Genomic DNA, 18,547 nt, shown 5'->3' on the forward strand with positions numbered 1-18,547 from the left:
GGCTTCAGCGCTGGGCCTGGCGTGCCAGCACGACCAGGCTGGCGTTGCGCTCGGTCGGGCGCTTCACCGTGCCGATCGCCTGCCAGTTGGCGTCGGCCCGGGTGGCGGTGTCGACGCTGACGACCGCATAGTCGCAATCGCTTTGCACCAGCGCTTTGCTGGCGTCAACCGCCCAGCCGCCCTGGAACTCCATCGCCGCCAGCACATGCAGGGGCAGGCCGGGCGCCGCCACGCAGCCCGCCTGCCTGGGCAGATGCGCGGCCAGGCGCTGCATCAGGGGCAGGTTGCTGCGCGCATAGTCGATCGGCGGCAGGCCCAGCGTCATCAACAGCAGCCAGCCCAGCGCCACGCCGCCGGCGGGCAGCACCAGGCTCTTCCACAGCGCATGCTGGTGGCGCGCGGTGCGCCAGCGCACCAGGGCCAGCCAGGCCAGGCTGCCGAGCAGGGCCAGCGCGAGGGCGGCGGCGCTCCATTGCGGTTCGAAGCCATCGGCGAGGCGGCGGATATTGGCCAGGGGCGTGGCCGGCCAGCCCGTCTGCATGGACAGGTAGTAGAGCCAGATGAACAGCACCACGGCGCTGAAGAAGAACACCGAGAACCAGTCGATCGCCGCCGAGACGCCGCGGCGCAGCGTCGGCAGGGCAAAGGCCGCCAGCACCGCCATGGGTGGCAGGGCCAGCATCATGGCGCGGTCGGAGGCGTTCATCAGCAGGCTGGTGAGCAGGGGCACGGCCGCGATCACCAGGGGCACGCGGATGTGGCGGCGCGTCAGGTGGCCGCGCCAGCGCCACAGCGTCCAGGCCGCCAAGGGCCAGGCCGGCCAGCAGAACCAGCCCAGCAGGCTGAGGTAGCGCGGCAGCAGCTCCCAGGCCCAATGCGCGCGCAGGCGCCAGGCCCAGCCTTCCATCGGCCAGGCGGCCAGCGCGGCGAGGGCGCTGGACAACAGCAGCCAGGGCAGCAGCTTGCGCACCGCTTCATAGTGGCTGCCACGGCATACCAGCGCGCCCGCCAGGCCCAGGCCCAGGGCCACGGCCGGCGCACCGCTCATCGCCAGCATGGGCAGCGCCACCAGGCTGGTGAGCAGGCTCTTGCGCGGCCGGAACGGCGCGGCTGCCAGTGCATAGGCATACAGGGCCGTGGCCAGCAGCTGCATGATCTCGGGCGTGGTCTCGTGGCCCAGTTGCAGCAGGCCCAGGCTGGCCATCAGGGCCAGCAGGGCGCCATCGGCGAGCGCGCGCGCATAGTCGGTGGCATGCGCCTCGCCGCCAAAGGCAAAGGCCACCGGCTGGGCGGCCTCGGTGCGTGCCAGATGGAAGGTGGCGTACCAGACCAGGGCCAGCACGCCCGCCAGCGCCATGCCGAAGGGAAGGCGGGCCGCCAGATCGGCGGAGAGAAAGGGCAGCAGCTTGATCGCCAGCGCGCCGACCCAGTAGGGCAGCAGGCCGCCTTCGGCCGGGATGCCGGCGATCGCCGGCACATGCCAGGGCGCATGCCCCTGCGCCACGCTGGCCATGAAGCCAAAGGCGCTCAGATCCGCATTGCGCCAGGGGCCGCGCCCGACCAGGCCGGGCAACACATAGGCGGCGCAGAACAACAGCAGGATCCAGCGCGGGATGCGCTGGGCGCCGCGCTCGGGAACGATGGCAGGGGTGGGCAGGGTCACACGCGGATCTGTTCGTTGGGGTTGCGGTCCGCATGATGCCTGAGCCGGACCCTGAATCACCATGAAGGCGCCATGAAAAAAGGCAGCCGAGGCTGCCTTTGTGCAAGTCGATGTTGAATCGACCCGAGTCGACGCTGGTCTTACTTCTTGATGCCGAGGCGTGCGAACTTGGTGCGGAACTTTTCCACGCGGCCGCCCAGGTTGTCGATGCTCTTTTGCTGGCCGGTGTAGAAGGGGTGCGATTCGCTGGTGGTTTCCAGCTTGACCAGCGGCAGCTTACGGCCGTCCGCGAGTTCCACGCTGTCCTTGGTCTGCACGGTCGAACGCGTGACGAACTGGAAGCCGTTGGATTGGTCCACGAAGGCCACTTCGCGGTAGTTGGGGTGAATGCCGTCTTTCATGGAGAACCTCTCGCTGCAGTGCCGGGAGCCAGGCCACACCATGTGGCGCACTTTCCGACAGCGGAAAACCGCGGATTATAGCAATGTTTTTGACTCAGCCACCTCGGCGCATCATGTCGAAGAAGTCGTGGTTGTTCTTGGAGGCCTTCATCTTGTCGAGGATGAACTCCATCGCCTCGATCTCGTCCATGTTGTAGAGCAGCTTGCGCAGGATCCAGCTCTTTTGCAGGATCTCGGGCTTGAGCAGCAGCTCCTCACGGCGCGTGCCGGACTTGTTGATCAGGATCGAAGGATAGACGCGCTTTTCGGCCATGCGGCGATCCAGATGGATTTCGCAGTTGCCGGTGCCCTTGAACTCTTCGTAGATCACTTCGTCCATGCGACTGCCGGTGTCGATCAGGGCCGTGCCGATGATGGTCAGCGAGCCGCCTTCCTCGACGTTGCGCGCCGCACCGAAGAAGCGCTTGGGGCGCTGCAGGGCGTTGGCGTCGACACCGCCGGTCAGCACCTTGCCGGAGCTGGGCAGCACGTTGTTGTAGGCGCGGGCCAGGCGGGTGATCGAATCGAGCAGGATCACCACGTCCTTCTTCAGCTCCACCAGGCGCTTGGCACGCTCGATCACCATCTCGGCCACCTGCACGTGGCGCGCGGCGGGTTCATCGAAGGTCGAGCTGATGACCTCGCCGCGCACGGTGCGCAGCATTTCGGTCACTTCCTCGGGGCGCTCGTCCACCAGCAGCACCATCAGGTGGGCGTCGGGGTGGTTGGCGGTGATGGCATGCGCGAGCTGCTGCATCATCACCGTCTTGCCGGTCTTGGGCTGGGCCACGAGCAGGGCGCGCTGGCCTTTGCCGATGGGTGCGATCAGGTCGATGATGCGGCCGACGATGTTCTCGTCGCCCTTCATCTCGCGTTCCAGCTTGAACTGCTCCTTGGGGAACAAGGGCGTCAAGTTCTCGAACATGATCTTGTGCTTGCTCTCCTCCGGCGTCAGCTCGTTGACGCGGTCCACCTTGACGAGGGCGAAGTAGCGCTCGCCGTCCTTGGGCACGCGCACCTCGCCTTCGATCATGTCGCCGGTGTGCAGATTGAAACGGCGGATCTGGCTGGGCGAGAGGTAGATGTCGTCGGTCGAGGCCATATAGCTGGCATCGGGCGAGCGCAGGAAGCCGAAGCCGTCGGGCAGCACTTCGAGCACACCGTCGCCGAAGACCTGTTCGCCAGCCTTGGCGCGCTTCTTCATGATCGCGAACATCAGTTCCTGCTTGCGCAGGCGTGCGACGTTGTCGATCTCCAGCTCTTCGCCCATCTTGATGAGGGCGGAGACGTGAAGCGCTTTCAGTTCAGAAAGATGCATGGGGGAAACCCGGTTGGGTCGTCCAGGGCCAGCCAAGAACCCAGGACACAAACTGCGGCAACCAGAGCCCTGTGCCCGATGGATTCGCGCATCTGCGCGAGGGGCACGTCAACAAAACACTTGGGAGCTTGGTGCCGAGTCCACGCGCCAAAACCTGGTGAGGCCGGGCGTGGTGGCTAGTCTGCTGCCGGGCGCTCTTCGCATGAGGCGCGCCCGGCAGTTGAGGGGATTATAGGTTAGCGTCGAGGAAGGACGTCAACTGGGCCTTGGAGAGGGCGCCGACCTTGGTGGCGGCGAGCTGGCCGCCCTTGAACAGCATCAGCGTCGGGATGCCGCGGATGCCGAACTTGGCGGGCACTTCGCGGTTCTCGTCGACGTTCATCTTGGTGATCTGCAGGCGGTCGCCATATTCCTTGGACACGTCGTCCAGGATGGGGGCGATCATCTTGCAGGGGCCGCACCACTCGGCCCAGTAATCCACCAGCACGGGCTTGTCGGCTTGGATCACGTCGGCTTCGAAGGACGCGTCGGAAATGTGTTTGATCAGTTCGCTGCTCATGGATGGGTCCTTGGTCGGCAGGCCGGACGGCCGCCTGGGCCTGAAGGGTTGACCTCGTGCCGCCGTCTGCACGGGCTGGCGAGGTCTGAGATCAGTGCACAATGATTCTGACACAAAGCCTGCAGGCCTGCGGGCGGATGGGCGATTCAAGGGCCACACGGGCCATCCGAAGACCGAGGGAATTCATGCAGACGATGCGCTTGCCGCTGGACGCGCGCCATGCGGCAGATCAATTCTGGCTGCGCGTGGCCGAAGCGGGCGAGCAATGGCTCGCCGAACAGGGGCTGGCCAGCCGTGACGCGGTGTTGCTGCTGCCCTTTGCCCAGCATCTCGCGCCTGCCCGCCGGGCCTGGATGCGGCTGGCGAGCTGGCCGCCCCGCATCGAGACCACCACCAGCCTGGCCTCATCGCTGGGCCCCAGCCCGCTCTCGCAAGGCCTGCAGATCAGCTTCGACGCGGCCATCGATGCCCTCAATGCGCGCCAGCTGCTGGCCGGGCAGAGTTGGGCCGAGGCCCTGCGCCAGCGCGATCCGCGCGCCTATCAGCTGGCCTTGCAGCATCTGGTGGAAGCGGCGCAGGCCTTCGCCCGCCATGCCCAGACCTTGGGGCCGGGCGGGCGCGCCGCCTTCTGGCCGCAGGCGCGCCAGGCCCTTCTGAACGGCGGGCTGAACGGTGGGCTGCCGGGCGGCCCGGCCGAGCTGGAGCAGGCGCTGAGCCTGGTGGCGCTGGAATGGGCCGCTAGCGACGGCCGGGTGCCGGCCGCGGACGCCTTGTTCGGGCTGCGCCCCAGCGCCTGGCTGCTGCTGCGTGCCGGTGGTGCCGATGCGCTCAGCGATGCCCTGCTGCGCGAGGCCGAAGCCCAGGGCGTCGCCTGCCTGCTGCTGGATGCCGACGCCAGCCTGGAGGAGTTGCAGGCACCGCCGGCTGCGCTGCGGGAAGCCGTCTGCAGGGATCGCGAGGAATTGGCCCAGTGCACGGCCGCGGCCGTGCTGGCACATCTCGGGCGCCGCGAGGCGCCGGTGGCCCTGATCGCGCAGGACCGCGTGCTGGTGCGTCGGGTGCGCGCCCTGCTGGAGCGACAGGCGGTGCGCCTGGGCGATGAAACCGGCTGGACCCTGGCGACCACGCCCGAGGCCGCCCAGCTGATGGGGGTGCTGCGCGCCGCCCAGCCGCGCGCCGCGGTGGACGAGTTGCTGCAGTGGCTCAAGGGGGCGCTGGGCCGCAGCCTGCGCGAGCGCTGCGGCGCCACCGCCGTCGATCAGCTGGAGGCGCAATGCCGGCGCCTCGGCTGGGTGCAGGCGGGCGCCGTGCAGGCCGACAAGCTCAAGGGCGCCGCCGCTGGGCTGTGGCGTGAGGCCCAGGAGCAGTTGGCCCTGCTGCGCGCCGGCACCGCACAGCGCAGCCTGGCGCAATGGCTGGAGCAGCTGGGCTGGCTGCTGGAGCGCTTGCAGGCCAGCGCCTGGCTGGACGAGCAGCCCGGCGGGCGCCAATTGCTGGCGGCGCTGTGGCTGCAGCGCGCGCCCTGGCCGGACTCCGCGCACGAGCTGGCGCTGCAGGGCACGCAGCTGGGCAGCGCCGAGTTCCTGGCCTGGGTGAACGAGACGCTGGAGGCGCAGCAGTTTGTGCCGCCCCTGCCGCAGGACTTGCAGGTGCTGATCACGCCGCTGTCGCGTGCCATGCTGCGCCCCTTTGCCGCGGTGGTGTTGCCCGGCGCGGATGCGCAGACCCTGGGCGCGGTGGCCGCCGGGCCGGTGCTGCTGCCGGATCGGCTGCTGCGCAGCGTGGGCATGGCCGAGCAGGCGACGCGTCGCGCGCAATTGGCGGCCGGCTTCGTGCAGCTGCTGCGCGCGCCCGCCTTGACCTTGCTGCGCTGCGGTTTTGCCGGGGCCGAGCCGCTGGCGGCCAGCCCCTTGCTGGAGCGCCTGGCGGCCGCGCGCGAGCGCGCCGGCCTCGGGCCGCTGCCGCGCTGGGATGATGCGCGGCCCAGCCGCTCGCTGCAGGCCCAGCCCGCGCACCGGGCCCAGGCCCTGGCCGCGGGCCAGCTGCCGCGTCGCCTCAGCGCCAGCGGCCTGGATGCGCTGAGAAACTGCCCCTACCAGTTCTTCTCGCAGCAGATCCTGGGCCTGCGCGAGGAAGACGAGCTCAGCGAGGAGCTGGACAAGCGCGACTATGGCAACTGGCTGCATGCCGTGCTGTACCGCTTCCACCAGCAGCGGCTGGCGCAGGGCGAGGAAGCCGGCGCTCCGCGCATGGCCGACCTGCTGGCCGCGGCCGAGGCCGAGCGCGCGCGCATGGGACTTTCGGAGGCGGAATTCCTGCCCTATATCGCCAGCTTCCGGCGCCTGCTGCCGCGCTATCTGGCCTGGCTGGACACGCATGAGGCCGAGGGCTGGCGCTACCAGGCCGGCGAAGAGGCGCGCGAGTGCCAGCCCTGGACGCACCAGGCGCTGCGCGCGCTGAGCCTGCAGGGGCGGCTGGACCGCCGCGACGGCCAGCCCGGCCGGCGCCTGCTGCTGGACTACAAGACCGGCTCGGTGGAGGGCCTCAAGGCCAAGCTCAAGCGACCGCTGGAGGACACGCAGCTGGCGGTCTATGCCTTGCTGTGCGCGGACGATGACCTGGACAAGGCCGAGCCCGCACAGCTGGGCGCCGCCTATCTGGCGCTGGACGACAGCAAGGGCCTGCAGATGATCGAGCACCCCGAGGTGGCGCAGACGGCCGAGCTGCTGCGCCAGGGCCTGGAGGCCGACCTGGCCGAGCTGCAGGCCGGTGCGGCGCTGCCGGCGCTGGGGGAGGGCAAGGCCTGCGGCTTCTGCGCGGTGCGCGGCCTGTGCCGCAAGGACGATTGGTGGGAGGGCGCGGTCTGATGCCGGCGGAGATGCTTATGAACGAGGGGCGGCAGGCCGCCTACACCATCGACGGCCAGCTGCGGCCGCGCGAGCGCTTTTACGAGCTCGCCTGCGACCCGCGTCGTAGCGTGGTGGTCGAGGCCTGCGCCGGCGCCGGCAAGACCTGGATGCTGGTCTCGCGCATCCTGCGCGCCTTGCTGGACGGGGTCGAGCCGCAGCAGATCGTGGCCATCACCTTCACGCGCAAGGCCGCCGGCGAGATGCGCCAGCGCCTGGCCGAGTGGTTGGCCGAATTCGCGCGCGGCAGCGAGGCGCAGCGCGTCGAGGCGCTGATGCAGCGAGGCATGGCCGAGGCCGAGGCGCGCGCCGCCGCGCCGGCGCTGCAGGGCCTGCAGCAGCGCCTGCTGGAGGGCGGCCGGCCGGTGGAAATACGCACATTCCACGCCTGGTTCTCGCAGCTGCTGCGCGCCGCGCCGATGGCCCTGCTGCAGCAGCTGGGCATCGCGCCCGAGCTGCAGCTGCTGGAGGACGAGAGCGAGCTGATGCCCGAGATCTGGCGCGGCTTCCATGCGCAGGTACTGGCCGATGCCGACCTGCTGGTGGACTACCAGGCCCTCATCGACGAGTGCGGGCGCAGCACGGTGCTGCGCTGGCTGCTGGCGGGCTTCGACAAGCGCGTGGAGCTGCGCCTGGCGCAGGCGCAGGGCCTGCTGATGGAGAGTGTGGGTGGCGCGGCCGAGGTATCGCCGCGCTTCGCCGCGGCCGCACCCTTGGAGGTGTTTGCCGCGCTGCGTGGGCAGCTGCAGGCCTTGGCGATCGAGCTCGGCCAGGGCCGCAACGAGACCATGCGCAAGGCCGCCACCGCCATCGAGCAGGCGCTCAGCGCGCAGCTGGCGCCGGCCGAGCTGTTCGAGCTGGTGCGCAGCAAGCTGCTGACCAAATCGAACACGCCCGTCAAGGCGCTGGCCAGCAGCCCGCTCGCCGCGGCCCTGGCCGACGAGGTGGAGCTGGTGCTGAGCGGCCTGGAGCAGGAGCGTGCGCGTGCGCTGCATCAGCGCCTGGCGCGCCTGAGCCTGCAGCTGATTGCCAGCTTCGATCGCCTCAAGCATGGCCGCGGCCTGGTGGACATGAACGACCTGGAGCGCGGCGCCCTGGCCGTGCTGGGCGACGCCGAGCTGGCGGGCTGGGTGCAGGAGCGCCTGGACGCGCAGCTGCGCCATCTGCTGATCGATGAGTTCCAGGACACCAGCCCGCTGCAGTGGCAGGCCCTTTATGCCTGGCTGTCCGGCTACAGCGGCGCGGGCGGTGGCGGCAGTGGGCAGCGCCCGCTGTCGGTCTTCATCGTCGGCGATCCCAAGCAGAGCATTTACCGCTTCAGGCGCGCCGAGCCGCGCGTGTTCGCGGCGGCGCGCGACTTCGTGCGCGATGGCCTGGGCGGCGCGGTGCTGGCCTGCGACCACACGCGCCGCAATGCGCCGGTGGTGCTGGCGGCGGTGAATGCCGCCCTGTCCGAGGCGCAACGACTGGGCGAGTACGAGAACTTCCGCGCGCACTCCACCGAGGTCGGCGCGGCCGACGCGTTGGAGGGCTTCCTGCGCCTGGACGCGGAAGAGGGGGGCGCGGAGGATGCAGACGACGCGGACGCCGGCGCCACCCCGGCCGACGCGGCCTGGCGCCCCAGCCTGCGCGAGGCGCGTCACGAGCCCGAGCTGCAGCGCCGTGCCGCCGAGGCCGGGCGCATTGCGGCGGCCCTGGCCGAGCTGATCCATGGCCAGGGCCTCAAGCCCGGCGAGGTCTTCGTGCTGGCGCGCAAACGCGAGCCGCTGCGCGTGCTGGCCCAGGCGCTCAAGGGTCTGGGCATCCCGCATGTGGCACCCGAGGAACAGAACCTGCTGGACGCGCCCGATGTGCGCGACCTGCTGGCCCTGCTGGACGCGCTGGCCTCGCCCGCGCATGACCTCTCGCTCGCCCACGCGCTGCGCAGCCCGCTGTTCGACGTCAGCGAGGCGGGCCTGTTGCAGCTCTCGCGCGCCGCCGGTGCGGTGCGCCGCCTCAGCGATGCCGTGCCGGACGTGGAGGACGTGGAGGACGTGGAGGGCGGGCAGGAGAATCAGGAGCGGATCCGCAGCAGTTTCTGGCAGGCCTTGCTGGCCGCCGACGAGGCGGCGCTGGAGCCGGCGCTGCAGCGCGCGCGCCGGCTGCTGCAGGCCTGGAGCGAGCGCGTGCAGCAATGTACGCCGCAGGAGCTGCTGGACCAGATCCTGCACGAGGGCGATCTGCTGGCCCGGGTGGCGGCGCGCGTGCCGCCCAGCGAGCGGCGCGCGCGCCTGCATGCCTTGCAGGCCCTGCTGGGCCTGGCGCTGGACCTGGACGGCGGGCGTTATGTCACCGTCTATGGCTTTGTGCGGGCCCTGCGCCAGCGCGCGCTGAACCTGCCGGCCTATAGCGAGGCCGATGCCGTGCAGCTGTTGACCGTGCATGGCGCCAAGGGCCTGGAGGCCCGCGTGGTGGTGCTGATGGACAGCGATGCCGCGGCGGCGCGGGCCGATCATGCGACTCTGTTGGTCGACTGGCCGGTGCAGCAACCCTGGCCGCGGCGCGTCGCCTTCCTTGGCTCGGAAAGCCGCCCGCCGCCGGCCCTGGCCGAGCTGATGCGCGTCGAGCAGGGGGAACGCCAGCGCGAGGAGTTGAATGCCCTGTATGTGGCGATGACGCGCGCCAAGGCGCGCCTGGTGCTGAGCCGCAGCCCTTCCGCCAAGGCCGGGCCGGCGGGCAGTTGGTGGGCCCGCCTGCAGGCGCTCGCGCCCGCCTGGGTGCCTGCGGCAGCGGCCGCTGCCGACCTGGGCAGCGCCGAGGTCCGCCTGCTCGAGCTGCCCCAGCTGCCGCCCGCCGCGGCCCGGCCGGCCACGCCCGAGCCTGCCGAGCTGGTGGTGCGGACGGCCGAGCTGGACGAGATGGCCGCCCTGGGCGAGGCCATGCACCGGGTGCTGGAATGGGCCAGCGGCCCAAATGGGCAAGGGCAGGGGCAGGCACGGGGTCAGGTCTTGCCAGCGCTGCTGGGCGCGGCGGCGCAGATGTACGGCCTCGACGCCAAGCGCAGCGAGCGCCTGGCGCGTGCGGTGCAGGCGATCCTGGGCAGCGCGGATTGCGCCCCCTTCTTCGACGCGTCGGCCCTGCTGTGGGCCGGCAACGAGGTGCCGGTGAGCCACGAGGGCGCCGACCTGCGGCTGGACCGTCTGGTGCAGCGCGCCAGCGAGGGCGGCGGGGGCGGCCGGCCGGAATGGTGGGTGCTGGACTACAAGCTCAACGATGCGCCACAGCGCCAGCCCGAGTATCTGGAGCAGCTGCGCGTCTACCGTGCCGCGGTGCAGCGGCTGCAGCCGGGCGAGCCGGTGCGCAGCGCCTTCATCACCGCCCAGGGGCGCCTGATCGAGGTGGGCTGAAACTGTTTTTCGGGCGGGGCTGAAATCCAGGCTACAATGGCCGGCTTAGTCGGGGCGTAGCGCAGCCTGGTAGCGCATCTGCTTTGGGAGCAGAGGGTCGCGAGTTCGAATCCCGCCGCCCCGACCATGTCTTGACACCATGCCAACCCGCTGCGGACGCCGTCCCCAGCGGGTTTTGCTTTTTGAAAAGGGCCGCGCCGAGCTTGCGCCCCCAGGTCAACCCGGACAGCCAGCGTTGACCGCGGCTGGGACAATCCGCGCGCACCGCGACAAGCGCGGTCGCCCGCCTGGCCACAAGCTGGCGCGCGGCCTGCCCCCGAGATTCAACAGATCGATCAAGCACAGCATGGCGATACAACAGCTCAGCGAAGAACAGATCCACACCTGGACGCGCGCCCAGAAAGACGAGTGGTGGTTCAAGAACATCTACCGCGGCGACATGGCGCAGCTGAGCCTGCGCTCGGGCCTGACCGGCTTCCTGTTGGGCGGCGTGCTGGCCGCCACCAGCCTCTATATCGGGGCCAAGACCGGCATCGGCATCGGCGTGGGCCTGACCTCGGTGATCCTGGCCTTCGCGATGTTCCGCATGATGCATGCCGCGGGCTGGGCCTCGGACTACACGGTGCTGGAGAACAACTGCACCCAGTCCATCGCCACTGCCGCCGGCTATGTGGTCTCGCCGCTGTTCTCCAGCATGGCGGCCTATATGCTGGTGAGCGGCAAGATCATCCCCTGGTGGCAGCTGATGATCTGGATCGCGGTGATCTCCACCCTGGGCGTGCTGGTGGCCTTCCCGATGAAGCGCCGCTTCATCAACGAAGACCAGTTGCCCTTCCCCGAGGGGCGTGCCTGCGGCGTGGTGCTGGATTCGCTCTACACCGGCGAGGCCGGCGAGGGCATGTACAAGGCGCGCCTGCTCGCCAAGGTGGCGGTGCTCACCGCCACCTACCAGGCCATCGTCAGCGACGGCTGGATGAAGCTGCTGCAGTTCAAGCTGCTGCGCATGGATCAGTGGGCCGGCATGAAGGAGCCCTGGACCTTCCACGAGCGCCTCGACCAGTACTACTACCAGGCGGCGGTGAAGGCGGACCTGTGGATCCCCAAGATCCTCGGCACCGACTTCCGCGCCCTCGGCCTGCGCTTCACGCTCGACGCCGCGATGCTGGGCGTGGGCGGCCTGATGGGCATTGCCGTGGCCACCAGCTGCCTGCTGGGCGCCTTCATCAACTTCGTGATCCTCGCCCCCATCATGATCCAGGCGGGCGACATCGTGCAGCGCGTTGCGCCCAGCGGTGCCATCGTGCCGATCTCGCGTGCCGAGATCGTCAACCAATGGTCGATGTGGTGGGGTGTGGCGATGATGGTGACGGGCTCGCTGGTGAGCCTGGCCGCCAAGCCCGAGCTGTTCACCGCCGCCTTCAAGTCCGTGACGGGCAAGAAGACCAAGGCCGATGCCGGCACCGATCTGCTGGCACATATCGAGGTGCCGCTGTGGGTCTCGTACGTGGGCGTGCCGGTGTTCGGCCTGCTGGGTGCCTGGATCACGCATGAATTCTTTGGCGTGCCCCTGCTGCTGGCCCTGGTCTCGCTGCCGCTGATCTTCGTGCTGACGGTGATCTGCACCAACTCGATGGCGCTGACCTCGTGGACGCCCACCGGCTCGCTCTCCAAGATCACCCAGTTCACCATGGGCGCGATCGACAGCTCCAACCCGGCCAGCAATCTGCTGCCCGCGGGCATGACCTCGGAGATCGCCTCCAACGCCGCCAACCTGCTGTCCGACATCAAGCCCGGCTACATGCTGGGCGGCAAGCCGCGCCACCAGGTGGTGGGCCATCTGATCGGCATCATCGCCGGCGTGCTGGCTTGCGTGCCGCTGTTCTTCCTGCTGTTCCTGCCGCCGGATGTGAACGGCGTGCGCTCGGTCGCCACCCTGGTGTCCGAGCAGTTCGCGATGCCCGCCGCCATCCAGTGGAAGGGCGTGGCCGAGATCATCGCCAAGGGCCTCAAGGGTCTGCCGAGCTCGGCCCTGATCGCGATGGGCTTCGCGGTCGTCAGCGCCATCATCCTGGAAGTGGCGCGCATCGCCAGCAAGGGGCGGTTCCAGATCTCCGCCGTCTCGGTGGGCCTGGGCGTGGTGCTGCCGCCCGAGTCGACCCTGGCCATGTGGCTGGGCGCGCTGATGTTCTGGCTGCTCTCCAAGCGCTTCAAGGACGCCCGCAGCGCCGGCTACAAGCGCTGGGTGGAAGGCTGCGAGCCGATCTGTGCGGGCCTGATCTCGGGCGCGGCGCTGATGGGCATCGGCAACGCCATCGTGAACGTGCTGATCGGCTGATCGGCCTTCTTGACCGTTGCTGGGCCTGCCCGAGGCCCATGGCACAATTCAAGGGCATCAAGGGCAAGGCCTGCGTGGGAACGCAGGCCTTGTTCACACACACACTGCCCGTAGCTCAACTGGATAGAGCAGCTGCCTTCTAAGCAGCAGGTCGGGGGTTCGAGTCCCTCCGGGCAGGCCAGTCCGCAGCCGCGGCGGTTTCCAAAGTTTTTCTTCGTTCGGCATTTAAGTCCTGCGGGCGGCGCGTCGCCTTGTGTGGCTGAGGGCAAGACAACTTGTCCGATCACGACGACAAACTTCTGGAGCTTCCCATGCTTAGCCTGCACACCAACGCCGCTGCTCTTTCCACGCAAAACTCGCTGGGCGCTTCGCAGCGCGCTCTGTCCACCTCGATGACCCGCCTGGGCACGGGCTTCCGCGTCAACTCCGCCATGGACGACGCCGCCGGCCTGCAGATCGCCACCCGTCTGGACGCCCAGACCCGCGGCCAGGCCGTGGCGATGCGCAACACGCAGAACGGCATCTCGATGCTGCAGACCGCCGAAGGCGCGCTGAACGAAGTCTCGAACATCCTGCTGCGCATGAAGGACCTGGCTACCGAGTCCGCCAGCGGTTCGTCCACCACCAAGGATCGCGACGCCATGCAGGCCGAGTACGACGCCCTGGGCGGTGAGCTGAACAACATCATGAACAACACCAGCTTCGGCGGCAGCAAGCTGCTGGTGGGCGGCACCATGGCCGCAGCGGTGACCTTCCAGATCGGCGCTTCGTCGAGCGAGAAGATGACCGTGGACATCAGCGCCGACTTCACCCAGGCCGGCACCGACCTGACCGCCGTCAGCGCCAAGTACACCGCCCCGGGCGGCGCCGCCGGCACCGAAATCAATGCCGCCAGCGCCAATGGCGCGATCGACAAGGTCAACACCGCGCTGGACACGATCGGCAAGATCCGCGCCGGCATGGGTGCCGCGGCCAACCGCCTGGACCATGTCTACAACAACCTGCAGAACGTCAGCACCAACGCCGCCCAGGCCCGTGGCCGCATCATGGACGTGGACTACGCCACCGAGACCTCGAACATGACGACCAAGCAGATGCTGATGCAAGCCGGCTCGTCGATGCTGAAGCAGAGCAACAGCATGTCCGGCCTGGTCATGTCGCTGCTGCAGTAATACCGCCAAGGCACTGCCTGCAAGCGAGAAACCCGGCGTGCGAGCGCCGGGTTTTTTTGTTTTGAGCCCTTCGATGCCTCGAACTCATGGCCTCCTCCATCACGCCCATCCCTGCGCTGCCGGCCCTGCCCGCACTGTCTCCGGCCGCCGCGCGCGCCGCGCGCCCGGCGGCCCCGCCCGTCGAGGTGATCGCGCCGATCGCTGCGGAGCCGATGGATGTCGCCATGCTGACGGCGATGCGCGTGGAGACGCTGCACGAGCAGCCCGACGCCGCCACCGAGGCGGCGCGCTGGCAGGCGCAGCTGCTGGACGGCAGGCTGGCGCTGAGCATGGCCGCGGCGCTGCCCCAGCAGGGGCTGCGCTTCATGGCCACGCCGCAAGCGCCCTGGCGCTGGCCGCGCGATCGCGACGAGGCCCATGCCGGCGGCGCCGCGCAGGAGGACCCGAGCCTGGCGCTGGGCCTGCTGCTCGATGGCGAGCCGGTGTTGGTGCTCTTGCACTGGCAGCAAGGCCTGTGGCTGCAGCTCGGCGCGCGTTCGCCCGCCACCCTGCAGGCCTTGCGCGCGCTGGTGCCGGCGATCGCCACCGCGCTGGCTGCGGTGCCGCTGCGCCTGCGGCGCTGCTGGCTGGTGCGCCTGACGCGGCCCATGCCCACGCGCGCGCCGGCGTCTCAGCCCTTGGCGCTGGGGCATGGCGCCTGGCTGCTGCGCGCTGCGGCCGAAATCGCCGCGGTGCTGCGTCAGCGCGAGGCCGGGCTCAGCCCAGCGAACCCAGCACGCTGATCTCGCGCTGCTCCGGCACCTCGTTGTAGGAGAGCACGTTCAGGCCCGGCGCGAACAGGCGCGCGTAGCGGGCCAGCAGCGGCCGCACCTGCGGCGTCACCAGCAGCAGCGGGGTGCTGGCCTGGGCCTTCATCGCGTCGCGTGCGGCGGGCATGTGCTGCTGCAGCTGGCCCAGCAGTTGCGGGTCTACGGGATAGCTGTCCAGGCTGACCTTGGCGCCGCCCTGGCGGGCCTGGTTGAGCGCGCCCAGCAGCAGGTTCTCGAGTTCGTTGCCGAGGTTGAAGACCTTCATGCCGCCCACCGGGCCGCAGAGGCCGGAGACGATCTGACGGCGCAGCGCGCAGCGCAGCTCGGCGGCTAGCAGGATCGGGTCCTTGGTGGCCTCGGCGTTCTCCACCAGGGTGCTGGCGATCAGCACGATGTCCTTGATCGAGACGTTCTCGGCCAGCAGCAGGCGCAGTATCTTCAGCAGCTGGCTGTGCGTGTAGGCCTTCTCCAGCGCCGCGGCCAGCTTGGGGCTTTGCGCCGTCAGCCGCTCCATCAGCGCGGTGATGTCCTCGTAGCGCAGCAGCTCGGGCAGATGGTCGCGCACCAGCTTGGACAGGTGGGTGGCAATGGTGCTGGCCAGGTCCACCACCTGGTAGCCCAGGCCCAGCGCATGGGCCTTGTGCTGGGCCTCTATCCAGGTGACGGGCATGCCATAGGCTGGGTCCAGGCCGGGCACGCCGTCCAGCTCGCCATAGACCTGGGCCGAGGCAATGGCCATCAGGCGCTCGGCATAGACCTCGCCCTGGGCGATCACGCTGCCGTTCAGCAGCACGCTGTACTGCGTCGGCTTCAGCGACAGATCGTCGCGCACCGTCAGGCTGGGCAGCAGCAGGCCCAGGTTCTCGCTGAGGCTTTGTCGCATGCCCTTGACGCGCTTTTGCAGCGGCGCGCCGTGCGCCGGATCGATCAGCTGCACCAGCTTGTAGCCCACCGCCACCGACAGCGGCTCGACCACCGGCAGCGCGCGCCAGTCGGGCTCGGGCTGGGCCTCGACCAGCAGCGCCGTCTCCACCGCCGCGGCCGGCTTGGGCGCGGCCTGCTGGCGCTGGCTCATGCGCCAGCCCACGAAACCCAGCACCGCGGCAAAGGCGCTGAAGGTCAGCACCGGCATGCCGGGGATTACCGCTAGGCCCAGCATCACAGCGGCGGCGCTGTAGAGCACCGCGGGCGAGGCCAGCAGCTGCTCGCCGATCTGGTTCTCGATGTCGCCGGCATCGCTGATGCGGGTGACGATGATGGCCGCCGCGGCCGACAGCAAGAGCGCCGGGATCTGGGCCACCAGGCCGTCGCCGATGGTCAGCAGCGCGTACTGGCGGAAGGCGTCGCCAAAGGACAGATCGTGCATGAAGGCGCCGATCGCGACGCCGCCGATCATGTTGATGAGCAGGATCAGGATGGACGCGATCGCGTCGCCGCGCACGAACTTGGAGGCACCGTCCATCGCGCCGTAGAAGTCGGCCTCGGCGCCCACCTCCTTGCGCCGCGCTTGGGCCTTCTCCTGGTTGATCAGGCCGGCGTTGAGGTCGGCGTCGATGGCCATCTGCTTGCCGGGCAGGGCGTCCAGCGTGAAGCGGGCCGAGACCTCGGAGATGCGCTCCGCGCCCTTGGTGACGACGATGAAGTTCACCACCATCAGGATCACGAACACGACGATGCCGACGACGAAGTTGCCGCCTATCACCACATTGCCGAAGGACTCGATCACCTGGCCGGCCGCATGGGTGCCCTCGTGGCCGTGCAGCAGCACCACGCGGGTGGACGCCACGTTGAGCGACAGGCGCAGCAGGGTGGTGGCCAGGATGATGCTGGGGAAGACCGAGAAGTCCAGCGGCCGCTTGCTGTTGACACTGACCAGTATCACCACCAGTGCGAGCACGATGTTGAAGGTGAACAGCATGTCCAGCAGCACCGGCGGCAGCGGCAGTATCACCATGGCCAGGATGGCCATCAGGAACAGCGGCGAGGCGACGCGGTGGCGGGCCATCAGGGCGGTCAGGCGCGAGAGCATGTTCATGAGACTTGGGGCTCGGAAAGATGGGCCGGCACGGCCAGATCGGCCGGCAGCTGGGGAAGGGATGCGCGTGCGCCGCGCTGGAAGGCTTTGAGCTGCATCACATAGCCCAGCACCTGGGCCACGGCGTTGTAGAGCGAGGCGGGTATCTGCTGCTGGACCTGGCTGGTGTTGTAGATGGCGCGCGCCAGCGGCGGCAGCACCAGCACCTGCACGCCGTGCTCGGCGGCGATCTCGCGGATGTAGAAGGCCATCTCGTCGACGCCCTTGGCCAGCACGAAGGGGGCCTCGGCTCGCTGCTCGTCGTACTTCAGCGCCACCGCGTAGTGCTCGGGGTTGACGACCACCACATCGGCGCCCGGCACCGACTGGCGCACGCCGCGCTTGGCGAGCTGGCGCTGCAGCTGGCGGATGCGCTGGCGCACCTCGGGCCGGCCCTCGTTCTGCTTGTGTTCTTCCTTCATGTCCTGCTTGCTCATGCGCTGGCCGCGCATGAAGAAGAACTGCTGCAGCGGCAGGTCGATGACGGCGAACAGCAGGAACACGCTGCACATCACCATCGCGCCGTCCAGCATCAGGCCGCTGCCCTGCAGCAGCGCCTCATGCAGGCTCAGCGCCTGCAGGCCGGCCCAGTCGCGCGCCATGCCGCGCGCCACCTGCCACAAGGCCAGCAGCAGGCACAGCACCTTGGCGATGGAGACACCCAGCTCGCTGAAATGCTTGGCGCTGACGAGGCGACCCAGATTGCTCATCGGGCTCAGCCGGTTGAGCTGCGGCGCCCAGTGCTGGGCGCTGAACACCAGGCCACCGGGGAAGGCCGAGGCCAGCAGCACGGCGGCCGGCACCAGCAGCAGCGGCGCCACCATCTTGGCCACCAGCCAGAGCGCGTCCAGCATCGCCGCGGACAGCAGATTGTCCAGCGCGCCCTCGCTCTCCAGCGTGGCGAAGCCGATGCGGAACAGGCGCCCGAAGTCGTCCAGATAGCCGGGCAGCAGGGCCACCAGCAGCTTCAGGCTCAAGAGCACGGCGACGGCCGTGGCGAGATCGCGCGAGCGTGCCACCTGGCCCTGCTCGCGCGCCTTCTTCAGCTTCTGCGCCGAGGGCTTTTCGGTCTTGTCGCCGCTGGCGGACTCAGACATGGCCGGGCACCCCGGCCTTCAGGCCATGATCGATCAGCTCCAGCACGCGCTCGGTGAGGCGCAGATAGTGGGCCGGCACGGCGCTGAGCAGCTGGCTCAGCATGAAGAGGCCGAACAGCGTCACTACCGAAAAGCCCAGCGAGAACAGGTTCAGGCTGGGCGCCACCCGGTTCAGCCAACCCAGGCCGATCTGCACCAAGAGGGTGGAGAAGATCACCGGCAGGGCCAGCAGCAGGGCGGCCGAGAACACCCAGGCGATGTTGTAGGCGATGGTCTCCAGCGACAGCGCCGCAAGACCCGACCCCACCGGCCAGGCCTTGAAACTGGCGCCGACCACGCCCACCAGCAGCAGATGGCCGTCGATGGCAAAGAACACCAGCATGCACAGCACGCCCAAGAGGCCCGACACGACGTCGGACGAGCTGCCATTCATAGGGTCGTTCATCACCGCCATCGCCAGGCCCAGCTGGGACGAGAGCAGAAAGCCCAGCAGATTGATCACCGCCAGTGTCAGGTGAAAGGCCAGGCCCAGCACAAAGCCCAGCAGGGCCTGCTCGGCCGCCACGGCCACGCCCTGCAGCGACCAGGGGTTGACGGCCAGCGCCGTGCTTTGCGAGATGGGCAGCAGCACCACGGCCAGAGCCAGCGACAAGAGCACGCGCACGGTGGCGGGCACCATCGCCTCGCCCAGCAGCGGCGCGGCGCTGAGCATGGCCATGACGCGGCAGAACGGCCACCACAGCGCGCTGAGGAGGCCGGCCAGCTGCATGAACTCGAGGTCCATGGTC

12 protein-coding genes and 2 tRNA genes are annotated in these 18,547 nt (G+C 69.3%); 7 read left to right on the top strand and 7 right to left on the bottom strand.

All coding sequences use genetic code 11. The features are described from left to right. Positions 1–4: 4 nt before the first annotated feature. The 4 genes from AC3WQY_RS13820 to trxA form a co-directional block, all read right to left on the bottom strand. Entirely contained in the window at positions 5–1,663 is a 1,659-nt protein-coding gene (locus AC3WQY_RS13820; RefSeq protein WP_492709140.1) for a hypothetical protein, read from the bottom strand. Between the two features lie 140 nt (positions 1,664–1,803). Beyond that, positions 1,804–2,064, bottom strand: a complete 261-nt coding sequence (locus AC3WQY_RS13825; RefSeq protein ID WP_285232509.1) for a type B 50S ribosomal protein L31 — start codon at positions 2,062–2,064, stop codon at positions 1,804–1,806. Positions 2,065–2,158: 94 nt separating this feature from the next. Beyond that, positions 2,159–3,421, bottom strand: coding sequence for a transcription termination factor Rho (gene rho / locus AC3WQY_RS13830; RefSeq protein WP_285232508.1), 1,263 nt, complete (start codon positions 3,419–3,421; stop codon positions 2,159–2,161). A 229-nt stretch (positions 3,422–3,650) separates the two neighbouring features. Continuing rightward, positions 3,651–3,980 (bottom strand): thioredoxin TrxA, encoded by a 330-nt coding sequence (trxA, locus tag AC3WQY_RS13835; protein WP_285232507.1) that lies wholly within the window; start codon positions 3,978–3,980, stop codon positions 3,651–3,653. 185 nt (positions 3,981–4,165) lie between these two features. Between trxA and AC3WQY_RS13840 the strand changes: the two genes are divergently transcribed. From AC3WQY_RS13840 to AC3WQY_RS13870, 7 genes are all read left to right on the top strand, one after another. Then, the gene (locus AC3WQY_RS13840; RefSeq protein WP_492709143.1) at positions 4,166–6,847 is read left to right on the top strand and encodes a PD-(D/E)XK nuclease family protein; all 2,682 of its coding nucleotides are present in this window, start codon (positions 4,166–4,168) and stop codon (positions 6,845–6,847) included. A gap of 17 nt (positions 6,848–6,864) precedes the next feature. Next, positions 6,865–10,272, top strand: a complete 3,408-nt coding sequence (locus AC3WQY_RS13845) for a UvrD-helicase domain-containing protein (RefSeq protein WP_492709144.1) — start codon at positions 6,865–6,867, stop codon at positions 10,270–10,272. A gap of 50 nt (positions 10,273–10,322) precedes the next feature. After that, positions 10,323–10,399 (top strand) — tRNA-Pro (locus tag AC3WQY_RS13850). Positions 10,400–10,618: 219 nt separating this feature from the next. Further along, a complete protein-coding gene (locus AC3WQY_RS13855; protein WP_492709146.1) occupies positions 10,619–12,607 on the top strand; it encodes an OPT family oligopeptide transporter in 1,989 nt (662 codons plus the stop codon). Positions 12,608–12,711: 104 nt separating this feature from the next. After that, positions 12,712–12,788 (top strand) — tRNA-Arg (locus AC3WQY_RS13860). A 130-nt stretch (positions 12,789–12,918) separates the two neighbouring features. After that, positions 12,919–13,779, top strand: coding sequence for a flagellin N-terminal helical domain-containing protein (locus AC3WQY_RS13865; RefSeq protein ID WP_285232497.1), 861 nt, complete (start codon positions 12,919–12,921; stop codon positions 13,777–13,779). A gap of 86 nt (positions 13,780–13,865) precedes the next feature. Next, positions 13,866–14,561: a hypothetical protein gene (locus tag AC3WQY_RS13870; protein ID WP_492709148.1), complete on the top strand. Its 696-nt coding sequence runs from the start codon at positions 13,866–13,868 to the stop codon at positions 14,559–14,561. Here the strand turns inward: AC3WQY_RS13870 and AC3WQY_RS13875 are convergent. From AC3WQY_RS13875 to fliR, 3 genes are read right to left on the bottom strand one after another with little or no spacing between them, the layout of a single operon-like run. Then, entirely contained in the window at positions 14,536–16,623 is a 2,088-nt protein-coding gene (locus tag AC3WQY_RS13875) for a flagellar biosynthesis protein FlhA (protein WP_492709150.1), read from the bottom strand. The genes AC3WQY_RS13870 and AC3WQY_RS13875 overlap by 26 nt on opposite strands. Next, entirely contained in the window at positions 16,620–17,759 is a 1,140-nt protein-coding gene (gene flhB / locus AC3WQY_RS13880) for a flagellar type III secretion system protein FlhB (RefSeq protein WP_492709152.1), read from the bottom strand. Before flhB ends, AC3WQY_RS13875 begins: the two co-directional genes overlap by 4 nt. Continuing rightward, positions 17,752–18,543 (bottom strand): flagellar biosynthetic protein FliR, encoded by a 792-nt coding sequence (gene fliR, locus AC3WQY_RS13885; RefSeq protein WP_492709154.1) that lies wholly within the window; start codon positions 18,541–18,543, stop codon positions 17,752–17,754. The genes flhB and fliR overlap by 8 nt, the downstream gene beginning before the upstream one ends. Positions 18,544–18,547: the final 4 nt, after the last annotated feature.

Source organism: Roseateles sp. FW301-B2, assembly GCF_058788955.1.